Below are 21,197 nucleotides of genomic sequence, written 5' to 3' on the forward strand. Positions count from 1 at the left end.
AGCGTTATGAAAACATCTTTTACTCAGTTCTCAGGAGATAAAAACAAAAATAATACGATTACGACCTCAACATTTTCTGCAAATGCAACCATTGGATTGATGAAGGGTTATTCGAATGAATTGATTACAATCAGTGATTTTAAGATGACACTATTGACCGCTCAGAAACAGGTAAATGATGAGTTTAATGTTGTTTTGAGTACTAAAATTACACTATGTGAAATAGTTTGTTTGGGGCAGGAAGAGTCCTCCGTTTCCTTGGACTTCATTCAATATCCAAAATTCCAAACCGAGGAAACAGTGCTAAAAAAAGCTATTATTCGATTGATTGAAATTTTGATGCATTTACTGCAACAAAACAGAGTTGTAATCGTATTTCCTGACAAAACCATAATGTTAGAACAATCCGAAAATATTGATCCAAATATTACTCTCTAAACTTAAACCAATATTTTTAAATGCTTATGAGGAATCTTATATTGCACATACCACATTCTTCAACCGAAATCCCTTCAAAAGAAGGGTACTGCATAACGGATGAAATTTTAAACCAGGAAATTCTAAAACTTACGGACTGGTACACTGATGACTTATTTGAAAATGAATACGATATTAGTATTAAAGCTCCCTTTTCTAGGATTTTCTGTGATACCGAACGATTTTCAGATAATAGTCAGGAAGTAATGGCTCAATTTGGAATGGGAGTTTTATATGAAAAAACAGATTCTGGAGAATCATTAAGAAACGTAACTCCCGAATTGCGTAAACATATTCTGGATAACTACTATTGGAAACATCATAACTGGCTTACCAAAAATGTACAACTACAATTGGAACAATATGGAAAAGCGACTATTGTTGATTGCCATTCTTTTCCGTCCAAACCTTTGAACCGTGTTTTGGACCAATCAGGTTATCGCCCTGATTTTAATATTGGGACGGATGCATTTCATACACCCAAAGGTTTAATTGATGCCTCTGTAGCTTTCTACGAAGAAAAAGGATATTCCTTGGGTATTGATAAGCCATACTGTGGATCCATAGTGCCTATAGCATATTATCAAAAAAACAAAAACGTACAATCGATTATGTTGGAAATTAATAGAGGGTTATATTTAAATGAACAACCTAATGTGAAATCCATTCGATATCAAGAAATAAAACAAATTATTCAGGAGTTCTTAAACGTAATTAGATGTTTATAATAAGCAATACTTCCGACCAATTTCAGTGAAATAACAAATAGTAGCATTAAATTTTCTCCATCTTTTATTTTAAATCTTAAAAATATGACACTAACAAATAATGCCAACATCAAAAAAGGTTTGACAAAAGAACTTAGCTCATCATTTGTAAAAGACTTTGAATTGGCAACCAAAACAATGAGATCTGTTGATTTTCTCAAGTTGTTTATAAAATACGACCTGAATTTTATTGACGATTTCGACAATATGTCGAAACAGATACTAGCCATTCTGGAAAACTGGCACAATCCGATTGAAGGCACCGAGATCATAGAAATGGAACAGTTTGACTCTAAATGTCATTTTTGTGAATATGGGAAAAACGTAAAAGTTTTTAAATGGACTTACCAACACAAAAAAGCACCAATTCCGATTAACCTTGTGGTCTATCAAAAGTATATTGCTTTCTTTTTGGATATAAAAAATGAACAATTAGTTGATTTTGGGCTATGCAATGGGTATTTGAAAAAAGAAGAAATCGATGAATTAAGTTCTTAGGAGTTTCCATTCTGTTGTAAAATCTATGAATTCTGATAAGTTTGTATACTCATATTAAAATGATTAGGTTTGGCAATAAATTAAGAACCTTTCGGATTATGTTTATGAAAAAGATAATGTTTTCATAATTTTTTTTTTTTGATATAAGGCCAAATAAAATGCACTTAATTTATAATTAGAAAAAGAGTTTTAAGATATAAAATATATTATGCATTCTAAAGTTTATTTTAAAAACATTAAAAATGAGATCATAGAAGAAATATGTAACTCAAAATTTTCTATTTCTGTTGCAGTTGCCTGGATAACAGATATAGAGATAATTGATAATTTGGTACGTTGTTTACACAGAGGAATTACCGTAAATGTTTTGTCTTTTGAGGATAAAATTAATGGCATGGAAAATTTTAAGAAACTCTACTTTAATGGTGCTAATGTTCGTTTAAGTCAAAAATTAATGCACAATAAGTTTTGTATTATTGACAATAAAACAATTATTTCGGGTTCTTATAACTGGACGAATAATGCAAAATATAATAGTGAAAATATTACCGTAACGACAAATAATATTGATTTTGCTTATCAATACCAGCTGGAGTTTGATTCATTATGGAAACAGTGCAGAAGTATCGACTCAAAGCTTTCCGTAAATAAAGAAAATTTCAAACAATTAGAGTATGATTTTGAATATTTTTTAAAAAGGATTAGGAATGAAGCAACAATTCCTTATTTATATTATGTACCAGAAAATGTTATTATAAACCGAAATAAATATTATAATAAAACCTTTGGTAATTTGTATTCTGGATATTATTTAATAAATACTGAAGATAAGGAAGTTACATCTTTAAAATATATTTTTTATATATCCAGACATTTAGATATTGCCGAACTTAATAAATTCTTTTCAAAAGAAATAAAGCTTACCAGTGAAAGAATTACTTCAGTTATTGCCAATCATCAAGACAAACTCATAAATATTAAATCTGAACTCTGGGGCGAAATACCTATTTATGTCACTAAATCAAATTCTGTCACTAAATCAGAACTTTTTAAAATCTCTCATAAAGGAGAAATTGATAAGGAAGGGTACAAAATAATTGGAAAAATCGACAAAAGTTACATAATTGATATTGATGGTCCAAAATTTTTAAATCTAAATGGTGTAATTTCTGATTTCCAAAAAAACCAAAGATGCAATAATATTACTAATTCATCATATTTTACACCTATTAACAATTCGTTATTTTTATTGAGCGTAGATTTACATTCAGAAAAACGTATTTCTAATTCAGCGTTATATGATAATTGGGGAATGCCTATTGGTAGAGCAATTTTTCAGCCTAATGATGGTTATTCTATAGAAAGTAAAATAAAAAATAATTTTCTTTTTTTACGTGAATATCCAGTAGCTTATTTAAATGAATATACAAACATAGTATCATATTGTAAAAGTGGAATAGATAGTTTTGTAAGGAAATATTGGAAAATTGATTTAGTAACGGGTAGCATGACATGTGATGACAAAATAGAGCACATTGCTACACATTCGAGAACTGGAAAAATGCCTTATTCGGATAAAACTAAATTGTTTTTTTTTAGTGATAACGCTTGGGGGCATTTTTTTATGGCAATGTTCTTAAATGAAGTCAACTTAAAAGTTCAAGATTTCAATATATTAATAAAGGAATATGAATCCAGTATTGGCGGATTAAAATATGACAATGAAAAAATTGAAGTTGCAACGAAACTTCTTTTTAGATTTATAAAGAAATAATTTTTATATGATCTAACTAAGTTGCTAGTTAATTGATTTGACATTGAAAATATTAGTCTTTAATTATTCAATAAGCAAAAAACCTGCCCAATAATAAGGCGATTGATATTTACTCTTGATAGCGTCCTGTGCTTTTTTAAGGGATTCTTTTTTAGAAAAACCTCTCAAATAAAACTCGTAAAAACACACCATTAATTCAGAGGTAGATTTATCAGGAACTTGCCATAAACTTACAATCATAGATTTTACTCCAGCCAATTTAAATGCTCTTTGAAGTCCAAAAATACCTTCGCTTCCCTTAATAGTACCCAAACCTGTTTCACAAGCTGACAAAACAATTAAATCAACATTAGACAAATCCATTTGTGAAATTTCAAAAGAGTTTAATATTCCATCATTTTTAGTATATGTAGAATTATTGTTTGCATTAGAAAAAATCAAACCACTTTTTAGGAGAACATTATCGATGTTATTATCATTTACCCCACTAAACACAGTGCCAAAAGCATTATAAAAACCGTGGGTAGCAATATGGATTATATCAAAATTACGTCCATTAAGTTTTCTGAAATTTTCTTCAGAAGCTACACTCTGGGAGAATACTGAAACTTTCTTTTCAGCCGTAGCTTCAAAAATTGACTTTATTCGATTAACTTCATTTTTAGAGTATGTTAAAATAGAATACTTTAATTTATTTGTCCCAATTCTGTTTTGAGACTTTAAATTCTCAATATTTTTATTCTCGCCATAATTTATGTTTCCGAACAATGCAATACTGCTCTTTTTTGAAGTTCCTTTTTTTATTTCTATAAGACCTTTTGTGCTTCCTAGATAAGTAACATCAATGTTTTTTTCATTCAATAATGCAGGAAATGATATGGTATGGAGCAACCCACTTACTGATAAATAAATTTTGTCATGGGGAGAGGTTTTATTCTCAATGTTTTTCCAAATCAAATTGCTTAATTTTTCCTTGTTTTGTAAATAAATAGAATTTATTCTTTCTTTAGTGCTACCTTTCTTATTTAGAATATTTGACAGTTCACTTTCCAAAAATAATGGGATAACTTCTGGTAAATTAGAATTGTTTTTTATTAATAATGCGAAATAACCTCTGTCATTCTTTCCTGTTTTGTTTACCGGAACATTTATTATTTCGATAGCAATTTCTTTTTCATCCAGTGAATTCTTAATGTCCTCCCATTTAATTGCAGTTGGATCTATAAAGTGATAATTTGAATCAGATGCTATTTGTTCTATTAAGCCTCTTTGTTTTCTATTTAAATTATATTCGATTTCTTTTGATTTCGACTTAGTATGAAGCAATTTTTCTTTTTCTCCTAAAAGACTTTGATAGTTCTTTTTTAAATTCGAATTAGCAACATTCAAATAAGATCGAGTATTTTGATTGGAATACAAGGCAATGTTCTTTAAAGCTAAAGTATTATTATACAAATGCATTCCTGATTTTTCATTCCCCACATTTATGTAAATACTGTTTATTATCTCAAATTTTCTTTCAGTATTTAATGAAAAACTCACTTTCTCATTTTCGGTAAGAAAAAGATAGTTATCCGTTAATTTTTGATAATAATATTTTTCAAGTTCTTCAAGAGTAGACTGATTTGCATTTTTATTCGATTCAACAGATATCAAATTCAATAAAGTACTATAATACAAATCTTTATTTGTGTCTTTATTCGGTTTTAAAATAAACAAAGCTTCCTTGTAATTTTTTTGTGCCAAATAAAAATTTCCTATGCTACTATAAAAACCAGCCAATTGATTCAAAGTCACCAGGTATTCAGAACTATTTTTTCCTGATTTTTCTTTTGTAACTTGTACTAATTCTTTAAAACAATTTTCGGCTTCCTTAAATAGTTCATCATTCAAATTTGGCTTATCTGAAAAGAATCCTTTTGCTTTTTGCCACCAGTTTTTATCTATAATTACTTTATTTCCACGATTATTTAATGCAGAAGAATAACAGTAGCTTGCTTTTGTGGATAAATACAGATTGTAAATTGCTTTCTTTTGTTTTTTTTCAGCAATAGGAATGGATTTCAATAATAAACCCGAAGCTTTTTCAAAATTTTGAAAATATAATTCGCTTGCCGTAGCAAGCAAAAGGAGGCCTAAATAATTAGATGAGGTTTTACTTAACTCCGTTTTTTCATAAAGTGTAAGATTTTCTAATTGAAGTCTCATAGCTTTAGATATATCTCCAACCCTTAAAGCTTGATCAGCAAAGAGCATGTTGCTGTTTATGATATAATAAACATCTTCTTGGTCGGAGTTTTTATTTAGCTCATTAAGTTTACTGAAATAATTTTCCGCCTTGAAATAGTTTCCTTTTTGCAAATTAATCTCGGCCAATGAAAGAGTTGGAAATATGGCTAAATTATTCTTTTCCTGTTTTAACAAATCAGAATTTACCAATTCCAATCCGGCATTAAATAATGATTCGGATTTTAAAATAAATTTTTGGTCTGACTTTAAACAATGAGCATAGCTGACTAATGCAGAATATTTGTTTATTAGTTTTTGTTTTCTGTCAAAATTCGATTTACTATATAGCTTAGTAAGAAAGAGATAGTTTGGTATTTCACTCCTATTTGTCTCTTTTTCGTAGGATGACTTTGCATATTCAAAAGCTGAAGTTTTATCGCCTTCTTGTAAATATTCTTCTGTTTTATTAAGGTTACTATATTTATCAGAAAGATTTTTCGAGATATATAATGAAAAACCCGAAGCATAAAAATAGTTAAAAATAGACATAACTACTCCAAATAATAAAACTCCAAATAGTTGTATGAATTCTTTTTTATCAGCTTGTTTTTTTAGAATTGAAATTAATGAGGAAATCAATAAACCAATAATGATGATTACAAAAACTAATATGAATAGTGCAAAAAGAGCTATTCGCAATAACTCCCAAAAATAGTTGAATCCCCAAAAACCTTCTGGATTAGCGATGTACCATATCAAGTATAAAAAGTTGATAACCAAATACAATACAAATAGAAATACTAATAGATTTAAAATAGTAGTAGCTTTCTTTTTAACATAATCAAAATTTAAAACCATCTCATATTGTCTAAAATTTCCTGTGCTGTATTTGAATATTTATTATTTGTATGAACTAGAGTAATTAATAAATCTTTTGCTTTCCTCTTTTCGTTTTGATTGATGTAGCCCAAAGCTAAATGAAACTTTACTTCATCTGCAAATTCATAATTGGTTATTGTATTAAGATATTCTAAATTAGAAACTGCTTGATTTACTTCATTTGTTTTTAATTGGGCTATGGCGAGAAACAATAAAAGCTGATTGTTTTTTTCTTTAGGGTTTAAAGTAATCAGCAATTGTTTTGACTTTTCAAAATTGTTGTTTTTAAACAACTCAATCGCTTCCATTGCTTCATCAGTTTCTGATTTTGTATAATTTTGGAATAAGATTTCTCCACCTCTTACGTCTCCTGATTCAGAAATTGTTGCCATTTTTTGATAATCTATGGATTGGATAATTGATTCGTCAGAATTATATTGAGAAAACAGGTTATCATTAGATAACTTATTAGGTTGCCAAACCATAAATCCAATAATAAAAATTGCAACTATACTAGCATATTTCATCCAAGACAAAGAAATGACTTTCGTTTTCTCTTTTTCATTTGTCAACATAGAAATCACAGGTACTGATTCCTGTTCTCCTAATTCGGTATCCCATTGTTTGAATTTTACTCTTAAATCTTCACGACCTTTTTTTTTAATGGCGTTCGCAAGGTCGGTCTCAGAAAGTTCAAAGGTTAGTTTTTCGTAGGATGTTGGCAAATCTGCTTTAATACGCTTACGTTCCACACTTTTGATGGCTTGTTGCATCGTTTCTAAAAAGTGGACTTCCTTTAAAAAAACTTCATTATTCGTTTTTAATAAATAGTCAGTTGCATAAGAAGTTTGTCCCAAAACAGAACTTTCTGCTTGTTCTTTTAGGAATTGAGCATAAATACTCGGTAGTTTGTCAATTACTTTTTCGGTATTAGCTAATTCTAAACTATATATACTTGCATATATAGATTGAGCATCTTTCTCGTAATGCAATAAATCAATGGTGAATTTTTCCCAAAAAGCATAATCAATTCTCTCTTTAGAAAACTTTGGGTCTTTTTCCAATTGAGGGAAAACGATATTTTTTACAATTTCAATAGCTGTTTTCATTTCTAAGTATTCAATACATTAAAAGCTATTTTCTCTAATCGTTTTTGGCATTTTGCCTTTTGGTTTTTAGTGTTGTCTGAATTACTGTAACCAAAATGCTGGGTCAATTCATTCATCGATTTTTTATGATACCAAAATAATGTGAGAAGTTCATAACAATGGCCTCCGGCTTCTTTCATCATTAATAAAGCACGTTCAATTGCCGTAAATTGAGATTCCTTTGGGTCTTCTATTTCATCCAAAGAATCGGTAATACTGGATTTATAACCCATTGGATTTTCATCGTCATCTTTTCCACCATCATCGTCATAATCAGAATACAATTTCTCCTTGCCCAATTTATTTAACAACTGAAAACGGCAAACGGAATTCAAATAAGTTTGTAAGGATGCGGTTAATTCAAAATCCTCTTTGATGATTTTTTCATACAAAACCAACATCGAATCATGAAAAACATCATCCAGTTCATAATCGCTTTTAGACCCGTTGGTCATTTTTCGCATAAACTGAATGCAATATTGCTTGCATCTTTTGTAAACCTCTCCTAGATAATCTGGGTTTTGTTGAATAAGAATTACGAGTTCTTGATCCGTCAAATGTCCAAACTTCGTTGTTGTAATCTTTGGCATTCTTTTATATTTTGTAAGTCGTATTAGAAACGTCACAAAATAAGAATTAATTTTTGATTAAGCCCAAATTCCAGAAAGAATCAACTTTATAACCTAGAATAAAACAAATAACAATCTCTCAAATTATTTCGAGAGATTGTTATTATTCAAAGACTTATTGCTTAATAAAAACAGAACCGCTAACAGCTGTCCATTCAATTTTATTATTGGCCAATTTTCTAAACGAATAAATCACCGATTGACCTGCATAATATTTTATTTCGACGGTATAAGTAGTCTCTGTATTAGTTTCTGTTACACTAACAGAATTGCCAGGTTGTCTCATTTGATTTACGTAATCCTGTTGGCATTGTTTGGCAATACCTGAATTAGTGAAACAAAAATCATTTGCAGAGAAGCTAAATGTTACACCGGCGACTCCCGGAAGACTGCTTTGTTGTTCCCATACGCCTTGAATCCAAGATGGAGGATGAAAATCTGAATTAGGAGAATTGGTATTGTCATCAGAATTGGAACAGGAAAATAATAAGAAGATGCCAAATAAGAAGAGGAATTTTTTCATGCTAAGTAATTTTTAAATTTTGATAAAACATCAATCTCTTGCTAACAATTGACAATAGATTGACAATGATTGATTTAGAGCTATTTTTTAATTTTAGTTAACGTATGACTTGTTTCCGTTGCTGTTGATATAATACGTTCCGCCTCTTGGGCCAGTATAGATGGTTGGGGATGTACTATAACTTGGAGTTGAATAAGTTGTTGTAGGTGCTGTATAGGTGGGAGTATAAGTAGGAGCCGAATAAGTACTAGTATTGCTATAAGTAGGAGCATTGTAATTACTAGAACTAGTTCTTGTCGTTGTGTAACCGTCTCTCGGTTTTGTTCCTGCTTCTCCAGTGTATGGATTCACATTTCCTATCGTACTGTAATTGTCATTTCGGGTGTAATTTGGCGCTGTTCTTTGATGAGGTTGAACATAAGTCCCGTTGCTTCTGTAATAACCGCTAACAGAAACTTGGGCAAAAGATAAAGCTGTAGTAAATAAAACTGCGATAAGGAATAAGAAATTTTTCATAAGAAGTAAATTTAAAATTGTTAATGTTTATTTGTTTATATCTATTAATACTGGAAAAGTAAAAAGGTAACCCTCGGTTTTAATTATTTTTTCAGAAGGTTAAAAAAATCCTTTATTTATAAGAGTTTGGTATGTGTGGTAATTATTTATTTATTATACACTGTTAAATCTAATGTACCCTCCATATATCCTTTATAGACTAATACATCTAAATTTTCAGGGATAATGGTCATTTTAAAATATATGCCTTGAGGTTTATATACTTTCAGTAATTGAACTTTGGCAGTTCCTTTTTTATTGTCATAAGTATTCGTGTAACTCCATTGAAAGAAAAACTGATCAGCTTCATAATTTTCAGAATCAGCTTTTATGTGTTTTTCTTCCATTGAATAGATGGATCCATAGCTTTGAGAATCATTCTTTCCCCAAAAATTTGCCATGCAAATTGTTTTGGTAGCCTGATCTTTATATATCACTAGATAAGCATTCTGTCCTAATAAATAAGGAGTTATATCTTCACCGTTTTTTGTACCATCTGAAATTTTAAATTTTGCGATTATTTCTTGCTTAATTTTTTCATCCTGTGAATAAAGTGGAGTGTAAATAGATGAAATTAGCAATGAAAATAATGCTGTTAGAAAAGATGATTTTTTCATAAAATATAAATTTAAGTGTATATGATTATTTGTTTACTCCGATTAATCCTGGAAAAGTAAAAAGGTAACCCTTGAAGAGAGATGTTTTCTTGCTTATTGAGATGACTTTTAATATTTGGATAATATATTTAGGCTTAATTTTATACTTTAGCGGTAAGAAAACTCATTTCACAAGGAGAGGGAAAGCATATTGAATTCAAAAGAGCCAAGTAGTAGTGCTTTAGTCAGGGACTGATTGTTGACCAAAATCAACTTTCAATTAGCAGTCCGAACAATCCTGATTTATGAGAACCAATTGATTTAAACAGTTTTAATCTTATCCTAAAAATTCAAACATCCAAAAGTTTTTCACGACTTTGAATGATAAGCAAGTTTTATATAGCGCTAAGCAAGGTAAGTGGACTAGTTGAAAACCCTGTAAAATAAAGGGGTTTCAAAGAATAAACAATAAAATAGATTAAATTAGCAAGAATGAATATAGTACCTATTTCGAGTAAAAACTCAATGATCACAGAAACGTATTTGCGAACCCAAAAAGAAAATCAGTATTTTGAACGTAAAGGATTAGGAGAAAAAGACATAAAGCCAACAAAGATTGCTGAAGAATTGATTGGCATGCTCAATGCAGATGGAGGCGTTCTAGTCTTTGGAGTTTCAGATAATGGGGAATTTCAAGATTTGCGGAATTTAGGAGAAAAGCTTGATGGGTACAGAACACTGATTTTTGATTTCATTCAGCCAGCTTGTAACATAGAGATTGAGGAAGTTGAGGTAAATGGAAATCTCATACTGCTATTTCACGTTGAACAAGAATTGGAGCGTATTTTTTGTAGAAAAGATAATGAGGATGTGTTTTTGAGGGTATTGGATACAAACAGAAAATTAAACAGAGATAGAATAAAGAAACTTGAATATGATAAAAGTATAAGACGCTTTGAGGAAGAGATTGTTAACGATTTAGATTTTGCCGATTTAGACCAAGACTTATTGAAAGAATACAGAGCAAAATTAAATTATAACGGTGAAGTTCTTGATCTTTTGACAAAACGCTACTTAGCAAAAAAGAATGAAAATGGTTATGCATTAAAAAATGCATCTGTATTATTATTTTCAAAAGATCCTGAGAAGTATATCCCCTCTGCGTCAGTTCGTTACATCCGCTATGATGGTGTAGTAGCATTAACCGGAGTAAACCATAATGTGGTAAAAGATGAGCGATTTGAAAATAATATTCCAAAACTTATAAATGAATTGAGAGTCTTTCTTAAAGCCTCGTTTAGAGATTATTATTTTTTGGATATGGAAGATGGAAAGTTTAGAAAAGTACCTGAATATCCAGAAGAGGCTTGGTTGGAAGGTGTTGTAAATGCTATGTGTCACCGTTCTTATAATGTACAGGGGAGTGCAATTTATATAAAACACTTTAACGATAGATTAGAAATCAGCAATAGTGGCCCCCTTCCTTCACAAGTTACGATTCAAAATATCAAAACAGAGCGTTTTGCTAGAAATCCACGAATAGCCAGAGTCCTTGAAGACATGGGATATGTAAGACAACTTAATGAAGGTGTTTCTCGAATCTATGAATCGATGGAAAAATCGATGCTATCTATTCCAGAATACAAAGAAGAAAACGGAAATGTTTATTTGATACTTCGAAATAAAATAAGCGAACATTCTAAAACAATTCATGACTCTGTGATAGAAAAAATTGAAAAAAATTGGGAATGGTATAATGTAACTCAAAGGAGTATTTTTAATTATTTGTTTTTAAATCACCAAGCCACAATTGATGAGTTGACAAAATTTACCGCAATCAATATAAATACAATTCGCACCTATGTCAATAAGTTTCAAGAGGAAGGATTGTTGGATCGCATAAGTGAAAAACAAAGAGATAAAAATGCAATTTATATGTTTAAAAAACATTAGACCTTAGTTAAGCAAGGAGAATAGAACGAATTTATTTCCTTTGTTTATCTAGGTTTACAAAGCTTAAGCAAGAAGTGTAATTAATTAAGCAACATCTTTGTCGTTACAAATTCATCATAATCTAGTTTCATTTAAATATTTCTGTAAAATTGTAAAAAAAAGCACGTTTTAAAGATATCGGAAGCAAAAGACTCAGGTATTTTATGAGTTTAATCCTCTGATGATTGCCTCAGTAAAGTAAAATCAATTTTCAAAACAACGTTCACGATAAAAATAACAGCAGGCAATCAAGCGGTCTCTCTCCGGTCGTTCGCTTTGTTCCGTTCGGCTGTTCCAGTCGGTCGTCGGCAGAAAAAGCCTCCTTCCTCCATTCCACAGTCCACTCGTCAGCATAGCGTCGGCCAGCCCTGAAAAAAGGGCAGGCCACCACTACGCTTCCTCGCCCTCATCTCCACACGTTCTCTTCCTCCGTTCGGCGGGGCTACTACATCCACAATACAACTTCATTCATTGCGCTTCACTCCGCGTGCCAGCTTCGTAAACTACGCAGTCACACTCCATTCAGCTCCATTCCTTCAGCAGTATTATGTCTGTCGCCCCTAGTTTTTTGGCGGTTGCTCCTTCGCACAGCCATCGGGGTTGGCACCACTCCCTACGACTGCGTTTTTAATATCTCAGGACATTATTGCAAAAATAAAACCGATTTGAATTCAATCATTTTTTCGTTCGCTGTCGTAGCTCGCTTTGCCCTGAATTAAGGAACGCCCCGCAGAAAAAGCGGGGCTGATTTTATAGTTGCCCCGCCGTTTCACGCTCATATCCGCTTCGTTTCGCTCCGTGCCTCCGCTGTACTCCCGCGTCTATGGTAGCAGTTCGATTACCGCAACCCCGCCACTGCGCTCCTCATCCGCAAGAAAAAGTTCCTTGCCCCAGAAAAAGGGGCACCACTTTTTCTTGCTCCTTGCGGTGCTTGGGGGTGTTAATTGCCGATTTCATAAGAACATTTGCAACCATTCTAAGAAGCATCCTGCTAAAAAAAAAATAAAAAAAAAGAAAGTAAAGGTAAGTTCCGGTTTCAAAAAGTAAAGTTCAAGCCCTGCGGGTTTTTGATAAAATCTCCACCCATTCGGGTTGTATTTTATCAAAAAAACTTGACTTCTTTTGAAACCTCCACTAGAGAGATGACTTTCTTTTTTTTCTTTTTTTCTTTTCAAATGTATAAGCGAAGCTTGAAAAGCGAGCAAGAGCATAATTTTAAATCCAGAATTATGACTTTTCACAACGTACTGACGCACCAGCCTCAAAGACCAATTACCCAACCACACTTTTTTATTTTAAGCAAAGGAAAAAATGCAGGTAAGCCTCTAAAAGAAAGCTGTCCGAATTGCTTTTTGATTACCGTTAAAACTGAAGAGGAAACCGAAAACCTATATTGGATTGCCTATTTCCTTTGGAAATCCAACTTTTGGCACCAATATCAAATAGGATCTGTAATTCCATTTGTCAGAATTACCACTTTTAAAAGCTGTTTCCGCGATGAGGTGCTCAAAGCCTATAAGCAACATCAAAAACATCTAGATTTTATCCAGCGCATCCAGCAACTGGAAGCGCTTCAAAATCACTATACAAAAACAGTGGAACAGATTGAAAAACTAAAATGGGCATTGCTCCAAAATCAGTTGAGGTAAAAACAAAAAAAAGCCCAGTCGTTTATTATGACTAGGCTTTTCTATTTAGGATATGTGGACAGTCAGGGATCGAACCTGAGAGTTAACTGCAATATATTCATATCTATGGTTTTGAAAGTTTTGTTTTTTTACTTTTGGACTGCCCGCGTTAACCCAAATCCACCTTTTCAAAAAAATTCCTATTTCATTCATTACTTCAAGATTTTTAATATAGTTATAAACTGTTATTCCACCAAGGGCAAATTGGAAAAATGTAACCTGAGGACATCTAAAAAGAACTACTGACAAAACACTAAGAACTACTAATACTCGTATTGGAATAACAAATATACATTTTAAATAACACCTAATAAACATTAATTTTTATAATGTAAAAAAGCCTAGTCTTCCGACTAAGCTTTTTAAAATAATCCGGAAAAGGTTACCAATCAAAACCAGATTATTTATTTTTAAATTCAGTTATCCACTTTAAAAGAAATGAAAACATATAATTTTGTAAATTAGCAAAAAAGGGTTGATATCCTGCCAATCTATATTTGGCTAATTTGTATGATTCGGTCACACATATATGCCAGTTTAAAAACATTGCTACAGAATCGGATGGGAAACATTATTGAATTCTACAAAACTAGTTTAGGAATTGACCTAAATAATTTAAAGCATCCCATTTCAATGATGGTCAGTCTTGCGATGTCAACTCACGAATTTGATCAACAAATATTACGACATAAACTTCGAGTACTTGGGTTAGCATTAATGGATATAAAAGAACATAGTGAAGAACTCTATACTTTTTATTTGAAAAAAATAGTAAAAAATGCTGATTTATCCGTTAATGGCTTCATATTTGAAACCATACAATGTGCAAACCTAATTTCAACTGCAGTCGAATATAACATGGAATTTAAATTTGGTGATCATAATAAAAAAGAACCTGATTTTTTTCTAAATAATTGCGGATTCGAGTTAACTACTGTAAGATTTTCGCCTGAATCAAATAAACTAAACGGTGACAAAAGATTGTTAAGTAGTTTTCGGGATAAAAATAAAAAAAAATATGCTAATGAAAATACCGCTTTATTAATCGAGGTAACCCAAATTGCTCATTATGCTAATCAACCTGAATTTCGACCGAAGTTAAGTTTTAATGATGTTCTCGAAATATTCAAAACGGATAGCAAATTTGGAGTGGTTTTGAGTTATGTTGAATTTACTGTGCCAACAGAGAATAATATAGAATTTAAAGGGACTGTATACCCGGTTTATAGAGAAAATTGTAATGCAGAATTATTGGAAACAATCCAAAAAATTACTAAAGGACAAATCAATAACTTTAGCAAATACCCTTTATTATCACCATACTAGCAATGTTTACTAACAGCAGTATCGTATAATCCAGCCACGTAACGTTAAACAAAAAAAAGCCTGATCAATTAGGATCAGGCTTTCTCATTCTCCGGAAAAGGTTACCAATCAAAACCGGATTATTTATTTTTAAATTTTGTCAACCATTTTAAAAGAAGCGAAACCGTAAAACTCACAGTCGCTCCCACTACCGCTAAGATAATAGTTTTTACAATATCTTCAGAAAGGATGTTGGGTATAATACTCAAAAACGTTCCTGATGCGGTTCCAATTCGGAGGGATATATTAGTCTCCATCTCGTGCCTTATTTTGGTTTTCTTTATTAGCCTGCGCAGAGCGTGACGAATTGTCAACGGTGATTTGGCTTACCGCGGAAATAACGCCACCAGCTACCGCCACATATCCTGCAACAGTAACAATCGCAACTGGCAAAGCCACTGGACTTGCAATAACACTTCCGCTAATGGCCAGCATAGCCAATCCAATACTTCTCAAAAGCCTAAAAAACTTCGGGGTGGGCGCGTTTACTCTGTGAATTATATTCATAATTTTTCTACTTGTTTTTGTGCCTTGTCGTCCTGAGCGGAGTCAAAGGATTTGATTGGACAATTAATTTTACTTCTTCATTGCGATCTAACGCTTCATAAACCAAAGCTTTCAGCTTTTCCATAGCTTTTCGGGAAAGACTTCCCTTGCCGATTCCAGTATGTTTTGTTATGGGAGCGATGCAACCCAATAATTCCCTTTTGGCGTCATTGGCGGGATGGATTAAAATTAAATCTCTTCCCGGAACATTTCTCAAATGCAAATGCCATTGAAACTTGCGGGCTAAACCGCTTCCGCAAAACATATTCTCCCTCGGGGATGCAGGAAACTCGTTGTTGGTTTTCCAACCAGGGCAACTCGATGGCATGACAAACTATTGTGCCGTTCCATTCTAAAGTACCCTGTGTCCCTTCGGGAAAATAAGTTCTGTTCAATATCAAAACCATACTACGCTCCGCTAACCTGAACCAATGACAATGGGTTGTAAGCTCCGTTTTTCAACGAATACATTTTCCCGTTAACCTCTTGGTAAAACTCCACTCCCAAAGCCAAAAACAACGGCTTTGTGCTGTTTGCGGTTACCGCATTCACTTGGTTGATATCCACTGTTGGATTTGCATCCCAAGGGAGAATAGCCGTTTCTGAATTGGCCACCACAAAAGTTTCCGCCTCAAAATCAATCTCGGCACCTGCAGAAATGATTTTAAAATGCGTGGTTCCCCTCGGAGCGGAAATCATGTTCAGCGGGACAAAAGGGGCAATATCCACCGTGATGTCACCCGAAACTCGGTCAATACCTCCAACAAATGGAGCAAACAAGGTAGTCCCTAATTTCCCCCCGATATTGAATTCAAAACCGACAAGCAATTCTGCTTCCCCGTCAATCACGTTACGCAATCCCCTGTCGTTGGTTGCATCCGCCTGGATCACCTTAACCATGGCCTGAGTCAATCGGCTGACCATTCTGCCATCCGCTGAATTGACAAGCAAGGTTCTCAATGCCGTTCTCAATATTTTTCCGGCCTTGCCGGCTCGGCCGAATTCGGAACCGTTCTCTCGGGTTCTCTGAAACGCAGGATCGCTCGCAATTCTGCTCGCATCGATACCGCCTTTCTCCCTGGCCAAATGACCGTCCTTTGTTTTGTAAAAGGTAATATCCCCGATGGTACCTTTCAATTTGATTATGCCTTTCTGTCTTGCCATAATTCCTAAAATTTAGATTAATTTTTCGTTTAAAACTCTCTCAATCATCATCCTGTTGCAACATCTTTCGATTGATTAGGAGACAAATTTTAGGAGATTAAAACAAATAAAAAAGGGTAGGGTATTCCATTTGACGCTATGCAACATAAATGGCAGAAATTGACATAAATAGCCGTTCTGGCTACCATGAATTGAAGTAAATCACCGCTTCCAAAACAAAGAAATTATTTCTTATTTTTAAAAAAGGAAAAACCTAAATCCTAATTAAGGTTTTAGGTTACTCAAAGCCTAATCAAAGCTATAGATAGAGTATGAAAACCGAAGTAAAGAGAGTGTGTATTTATCCAAAGGACATACAGCGTATAACTGGCAAAAGTTATCGCCAAAGCATAAGAATGATGCAAAAAATAAGAACCGACCTCAACAAGCTTGAAAACCAACTCCTGAGCATTGATGAATTCTGTCAATACACCAGTCTAAAATATGAACAAGTAGAGCCTCATATTATTGGGTAAATTGTTTAAAAAAGTCTTGTTCTTGATGTCATTTTGTATTTGATAATTTGAAAAAATCCATATAATTTGATTAAATTTGAGCTGTCAATACAAGTAATCAAATTGAGTCAAAAAAAAGGGTGCATAATTCGGTGCACTCATTTTGATAAGGCATGAAAGCCCAATAAATACGGTGCTTTCGAAAGAGAATAGAATCCCTTCCTCTCTGCCAGAACAAAAACTGTATTTCGCTCTTAGTAGCAGAATACGGTTTTTTTTAATTTTAAACTGTAGTATAAATAGCGCGTAAAAGTACCTATAGGTGTATTTTGTCGATATTTTTGTAGTTAGGCCTATGTTTATAGGGCTGTTCTTTAAATTTTATGTTATGTTTGTTATTCCAAAACAAATTTAACTTAACCGCTGACGAAGATGTTTAAAACTACTTTATTCGGGTTTGCTTGTGCAAATTCAATCATATTTGTATTGCTTATTCTTTTCTTTAATACCACAAAAGCGCAGTCTGTTGTTAAGACAGGTAAGATGGAAGAGAATTGCTCACAATTTTTATCATCACATAGTAGTTATGGTGATATTATTAATTGTGTTTTAATAAGGGAAAAACCTGTTTTGGTTGAAGAGACAAATAGTAGTGCTATTTGTATCAATGAACTTGCCAGTATTATTAAAGAAGAGGATGTTCTTGATATGAATTTAGAGGTTATTATGTTTGTAAGGTATTATAAGCAATTTGCAGTTTTATATAAGAACATTACATAAATAGAATGTATTTAAGCGCTTCCGAATCGAAGCGTTTTTTTTATGTTTAAAAAGCAGTATCTTACTTTCTGTGATTGTCTTTAATTTATTTTTAAAAAGCAGTATCAAACTATCAAAATCTTATATTTGTACGTGTATTTTAAAAGTTATAACTCTTAAAATACTTTATATAAACTGGATTTTAATTTAACTCACAGGATAATGATGCGATTATTTCTTGGTTGTTTACTTTTTTTATCATTTTTTAGAGTATCTTCTCAAGAGGCTGTGTTCTCAATAGATACTTTGCATATTAAGGTTGATAGTCTGTATAGAGAGGATCAGTTTTATATCGGGGTTAATTATAATTCGCTTATAAACAAGCCTGCTGGTGTGTCTCAAAATAAAATATCCTTTGGTTTTTCAGGAGGTTTTCTTAGGGATATGCCTTTAAATAAGAGAAGGACTTTTGCAATAGCTCCTGGTTTTGGCTTTTCTTTTAATAATTATATTCAGGATATGGCCATTGTGGGGAGCAATCAGGAGCCTATTTATGGGGTGATACCGTCCACTGTTTATTTTGATAAAAACAGATTTGAACAATTAAGGCTAGAAGTTCCAATTGAAGTTAGATGGCGTAACTCAACTCCTGCGACATATCAGTTTTTTAGGATATATGGAGGTTTTAAAGTTAGTTATTTATTGGCCGATAAGTCGGTTTATGATGATGGAATTGAAAAAATCGTTATAAAAAATAATAATGATTTTAATGAATTTCTCTATGGAGTTTATATCTCTATGGGTTATAGTGCTTTTAATCTACAAGTATATTATGGTTTGAATTCTTTTTTTAAATCGAGTGCCCAAATAAATTCAGAGCGTATTTATATGAATGCTTTGAGTCTTGGTCTTATATACTATATTTTATAGCCATAAAAAAAGGAAGGCTAGCTGAGGAATGCTGCCCAACAGTATTCCGATAATTAATTCATTTGGGCTATGTGCTTGCATTACCAAGCGAGAAGAAGCGACAAAACCATTCATTAATAGCAAAAAGGGCACTAAATAGATACTTCCCATTTGCAAGTGAATGTTCAATCCGAAAACAAAAACAGTTAATGCTGAAATAGCAAGCATGTGCAAACTCGCTTTGGTTTTGAGGTATAATAAACCAAGGGCTAATAAGGTGCTAAACAAAGCGCCTAAGAAGAAAAAATGCAATTCAGGGTAATATTGTAATGAGATTGTTTTTCGCAGTAATATAATGATTAAAAAACTTTGAAATACTAGTGGTATTTTACGTTGTTCCAAATTGGCTATCATTACAGAATCTACTTTGCCGGTGAATTTCAGTAAATAATACAGCGCCATCGGAATCATAATGGTTACAACTGCTATTTGTAAAAAAAAGGTGGTAATTAATTCTATTTTGAAATCGGCTATGTGGAATAGGAAATAGAAAAAACAAGCTTGTACCGGTGTGAATATCGGATGGAAAACATAGGAAAATAAGGGAAGTATCTTTTTCAATTTCAATGTGGGTTTGAAGGGTTTTTACGTTAAACGACAACGAAAAAACGAATTGTAATTATAGCTTTCTTCTCATTCTTGCAACAGGTATTTCCAGTTGTTCGCGGTATTTTGCAATCGTTCTTCGAGCAATTGGATACCCTTTTTCTTTGAGCATTTCGGCCAAAAGATCATCTGGTAGAGGATTTTTCTTGTCTTCTTCTTCAATGGTGTTCTGTAGAATTTTCTTAATTTCAAGTGTAGAAACATCTTCGCCCTGATCGTTTTTCATGGCTTCCGAAAAGAATTCTTTGATTAGTTTTGTGCCATAGGGGGTTTCTACATATTTACTGTTGGCGACTCTGGAAACCGTTGATATGTCAAGGCCTACCATGTCGGCAATGTCTTTTAGAATCATTGGTTTCAAGCGCGTTTCATCACCATCAAACAAATAGTCTTTTTGATAATGCATAATGGCATTCATTGTGACATATAAAGTGTCTTGACGTTGTTTTATAGCATCAATAAACCATTTGGCAGAATCCAGTTTTTGTTTGATAAATTGTACGGCATCTTTTTGTGAATGTGACTTGTCTTTCGATTCTTTATACGTTTGCATCATTTCCTGATAATCTTTGGAAATGTGTAATGAAGGTGCATTTCTGCCATTCAAGGTGAGTTCTAATTCTCCATCTACAATACGAATGGTAAAATCAGGAACCACGTTTTCTGTAATTTTGTTGTTTCCAGAAAATGAGCCTCCTGGTTTCGGATTGAGTCTTTCGATTTCGTGAATGGCATTTCTAAGCTGTTCATTAGAAATAGAAAATTTCTGAATCAATTTATCGTAATGCTTTCTCACAAAAGCATCAAACTGTTGTTCGATAATAGCAGTGGCTAAGTCAACTGATTCTGTTGGGGTTTTGTGTTTTAATTGGAGCAATAAACATTCCTGCAAATCTCGTGCTCCAACGCCTGTGGGTTCCAACTCATGAATGATATGCAATATGGCTTCAACTTGTTTTTCAGTTGTATAAAGTCCTTGAGTGAAGGCCATGTCATCGACTAAGTCAGAAACGCTTCTTCGGATATATCCCATATCGTCAATGCTTCCCACCAGAAATTCGGCAATGTCACGTTCTTCATCATTCAGAATGAACGTGTTTAACTGATTGATGAGGTCCTGATGAAAACTTACCGTTGCGGCAAATGGCGTTTCTTTAGTTTCATCGTCATCGCTGTAATTGTTGGCCTGCGTTTTGTAATCGGGAGTGTCGTCACTGTTTAGGTATTCGTCTATATTGATGTCTTCGGCTTCGACTCTATCTGCTTCCGAATCGTCATAGTCGTCATATTGTTCTGTGTCGTACTCGTCTTTTTCATAAATGTCCTCCTCTTTTCCAGATTCCAAAGCAGGATTTTCATTCATTTCTTCCAACAATCGCTGTTCAAATGCTTGCGTAGGCAACTGAATTAACTTCATCAGCTGAATTTGCTGTGGAGATAATTTCTGTGATATTTTTAAATTTAAAAACTGCTTTAGCATATTTATAGTTGTTGGTTATTGGTTAATGGTTGTTGGCTAAAAACCGTCAACCATCAACC

General features: G+C 32.8%; 22 protein-coding genes. 9 read left to right on the top strand and 13 right to left on the bottom strand.

Translation table 11 applies throughout. The features are described 5' to 3' along the window. Window positions 1-6: 6 nt before the first annotated feature. From KZH69_RS02660 to KZH69_RS02675, 4 genes are all read left to right on the top strand, one after another. Complete coding sequence (locus tag KZH69_RS02660) at window positions 7-438, top strand: hypothetical protein (RefSeq protein WP_219315916.1); 432 nt, start codon at window positions 7-9, stop codon at window positions 436-438. Window positions 439-464: 26 nt separating this feature from the next. Continuing rightward, window positions 465-1,205, top strand: coding sequence for an N-formylglutamate amidohydrolase (locus KZH69_RS02665; protein ID WP_219315917.1), 741 nt, complete (start codon window positions 465-467; stop codon window positions 1,203-1,205). A gap of 84 nt (window positions 1,206-1,289) precedes the next feature. Beyond that, entirely contained in the window at window positions 1,290-1,742 is a 453-nt protein-coding gene (locus KZH69_RS02670; RefSeq protein WP_219315918.1) for a hypothetical protein, read from the top strand. 208 nt (window positions 1,743-1,950) lie between these two features. After that, window positions 1,951-3,516 carry a phospholipase D-like domain-containing protein gene (locus KZH69_RS02675; RefSeq protein WP_219315919.1) on the top strand — a complete coding sequence of 522 codons (1,566 nt, stop codon included), beginning with the start codon at window positions 1,951-1,953 and terminating at the stop codon, window positions 3,514-3,516. A 63-nt stretch (window positions 3,517-3,579) separates the two neighbouring features. On the opposite strand, the gene KZH69_RS02680 is transcribed toward KZH69_RS02675, so the two are convergent. The 6 genes from KZH69_RS02680 to KZH69_RS02705 all read right to left on the bottom strand — a co-directional run bounded on the left by KZH69_RS02680 (window position 3,580) and on the right by KZH69_RS02705 (window position 10,096). Beyond that, the gene (locus KZH69_RS02680; RefSeq protein ID WP_219315920.1) at window positions 3,580-6,603 is read right to left on the bottom strand and encodes a CHAT domain-containing protein; all 3,024 of its coding nucleotides are present in this window, start codon (window positions 6,601-6,603) and stop codon (window positions 3,580-3,582) included. Next, window positions 6,594-7,733 carry an outer membrane protein assembly factor BamD gene (locus KZH69_RS02685; RefSeq protein ID WP_219315921.1) on the bottom strand — a complete coding sequence of 380 codons (1,140 nt, stop codon included), beginning with the start codon at window positions 7,731-7,733 and terminating at the stop codon, window positions 6,594-6,596. Before KZH69_RS02685 ends, KZH69_RS02680 begins: the two co-directional genes overlap by 10 nt. A gap of 2 nt (window positions 7,734-7,735) precedes the next feature. After that, complete coding sequence (locus KZH69_RS02690) at window positions 7,736-8,362, bottom strand: sigma-70 family RNA polymerase sigma factor (RefSeq protein WP_219315922.1); 627 nt, start codon at window positions 8,360-8,362, stop codon at window positions 7,736-7,738. A gap of 154 nt (window positions 8,363-8,516) precedes the next feature. Beyond that, complete coding sequence (locus KZH69_RS02695) at window positions 8,517-8,924, bottom strand: hypothetical protein (RefSeq protein WP_219315923.1); 408 nt, start codon at window positions 8,922-8,924, stop codon at window positions 8,517-8,519. A gap of 93 nt (window positions 8,925-9,017) precedes the next feature. Further along, on the bottom strand, window positions 9,018-9,440 hold the full coding sequence (locus KZH69_RS02700; RefSeq protein ID WP_219315924.1) for a hypothetical protein: 423 nt from the start codon (window positions 9,438-9,440) through the stop codon (window positions 9,018-9,020). A gap of 146 nt (window positions 9,441-9,586) precedes the next feature. Further along, on the bottom strand, window positions 9,587-10,096 hold the full coding sequence (locus KZH69_RS02705) for a hypothetical protein (protein ID WP_219315925.1): 510 nt from the start codon (window positions 10,094-10,096) through the stop codon (window positions 9,587-9,589). Between the two features lie 471 nt (window positions 10,097-10,567). Between KZH69_RS02705 and KZH69_RS02710 the strand changes: the two genes are divergently transcribed. From KZH69_RS02710 to KZH69_RS02720, 3 genes are all read left to right on the top strand, one after another. Continuing rightward, window positions 10,568-12,028, top strand: coding sequence for an ATP-binding protein (locus KZH69_RS02710; protein ID WP_219315926.1), 1,461 nt, complete (start codon window positions 10,568-10,570; stop codon window positions 12,026-12,028). A gap of 1,268 nt (window positions 12,029-13,296) precedes the next feature. After that, complete coding sequence (locus KZH69_RS02715) at window positions 13,297-13,716, top strand: DUF6943 family protein (protein ID WP_219315927.1); 420 nt, start codon at window positions 13,297-13,299, stop codon at window positions 13,714-13,716. Window positions 13,717-14,316: 600 nt separating this feature from the next. Beyond that, window positions 14,317-15,081, top strand: a complete 765-nt coding sequence (locus KZH69_RS02720; protein WP_219315928.1) for a hypothetical protein — start codon at window positions 14,317-14,319, stop codon at window positions 15,079-15,081. Window positions 15,082-15,200: 119 nt separating this feature from the next. Here the strand turns inward: KZH69_RS02720 and KZH69_RS02725 are convergent, their stop codons facing one another. Genes KZH69_RS02725 through KZH69_RS02740 form a run of 5 tightly spaced genes read right to left on the bottom strand, consistent with a single transcriptional unit; the run spans window position 15,201 to window position 16,830 of the window. Next, window positions 15,201-15,377 carry a hypothetical protein gene (locus KZH69_RS02725; RefSeq protein ID WP_219315929.1) on the bottom strand — a complete coding sequence of 59 codons (177 nt, stop codon included), beginning with the start codon at window positions 15,375-15,377 and terminating at the stop codon, window positions 15,201-15,203. After that, the gene (locus KZH69_RS02730) at window positions 15,367-15,627 is read right to left on the bottom strand and encodes a hypothetical protein (protein ID WP_219315930.1); all 261 of its coding nucleotides are present in this window, start codon (window positions 15,625-15,627) and stop codon (window positions 15,367-15,369) included. Before KZH69_RS02730 ends, KZH69_RS02725 begins: the two co-directional genes overlap by 11 nt. Window positions 15,628-15,634: 7 nt before the next feature. Continuing rightward, the gene (locus KZH69_RS02735; protein WP_439649415.1) at window positions 15,635-15,931 is read right to left on the bottom strand and encodes a DUF5675 family protein; all 297 of its coding nucleotides are present in this window, start codon (window positions 15,929-15,931) and stop codon (window positions 15,635-15,637) included. After that, on the bottom strand, window positions 15,834-16,073 hold the full coding sequence (locus tag KZH69_RS20740; RefSeq protein WP_439649416.1) for a DUF5675 family protein: 240 nt from the start codon (window positions 16,071-16,073) through the stop codon (window positions 15,834-15,836). The genes KZH69_RS02735 and KZH69_RS20740 overlap by 98 nt, the downstream gene beginning before the upstream one ends. A gap of 1 nt (window position 16,074) precedes the next feature. Continuing rightward, window positions 16,075-16,830, bottom strand: coding sequence for a hypothetical protein (locus tag KZH69_RS02740; RefSeq protein WP_219315931.1), 756 nt, complete (start codon window positions 16,828-16,830; stop codon window positions 16,075-16,077). Window positions 16,831-17,756: 926 nt separating this feature from the next. On the opposite strand from KZH69_RS02740, the gene KZH69_RS02745 reads away from it, so the two are divergent. Both KZH69_RS02745 and KZH69_RS02750 read left to right on the top strand, forming a co-directional pair. Beyond that, window positions 17,757-18,104 carry a hypothetical protein gene (locus KZH69_RS02745; RefSeq protein WP_219315932.1) on the top strand — a complete coding sequence of 116 codons (348 nt, stop codon included), beginning with the start codon at window positions 17,757-17,759 and terminating at the stop codon, window positions 18,102-18,104. A gap of 201 nt (window positions 18,105-18,305) precedes the next feature. Beyond that, the gene (locus KZH69_RS02750; protein ID WP_255557626.1) at window positions 18,306-19,013 is read left to right on the top strand and encodes a porin family protein; all 708 of its coding nucleotides are present in this window, start codon (window positions 18,306-18,308) and stop codon (window positions 19,011-19,013) included. Here the strand turns inward: KZH69_RS02750 and KZH69_RS02755 are convergent. Then, window positions 19,008-19,613, bottom strand: a complete 606-nt coding sequence (locus tag KZH69_RS02755) for a hypothetical protein (protein WP_219315933.1) — start codon at window positions 19,611-19,613, stop codon at window positions 19,008-19,010. The two genes, KZH69_RS02750 and KZH69_RS02755, sit on opposite strands and share 6 nt — an antisense overlap. Window positions 19,614-19,671: 58 nt before the next feature. Beyond that, the gene (gene rpoN / locus KZH69_RS02760) at window positions 19,672-21,138 is read right to left on the bottom strand and encodes an RNA polymerase factor sigma-54 (RefSeq protein WP_219315934.1); all 1,467 of its coding nucleotides are present in this window, start codon (window positions 21,136-21,138) and stop codon (window positions 19,672-19,674) included. Window positions 21,139-21,197 lie beyond the last annotated feature (59 nt).

The sequence above is a fragment of the Flavobacterium taihuense genome, from assembly GCF_019351435.1.
In the GTDB taxonomy this organism is placed as follows: domain Bacteria; phylum Bacteroidota; class Bacteroidia; order Flavobacteriales; family Flavobacteriaceae; genus Flavobacterium; species Flavobacterium taihuense.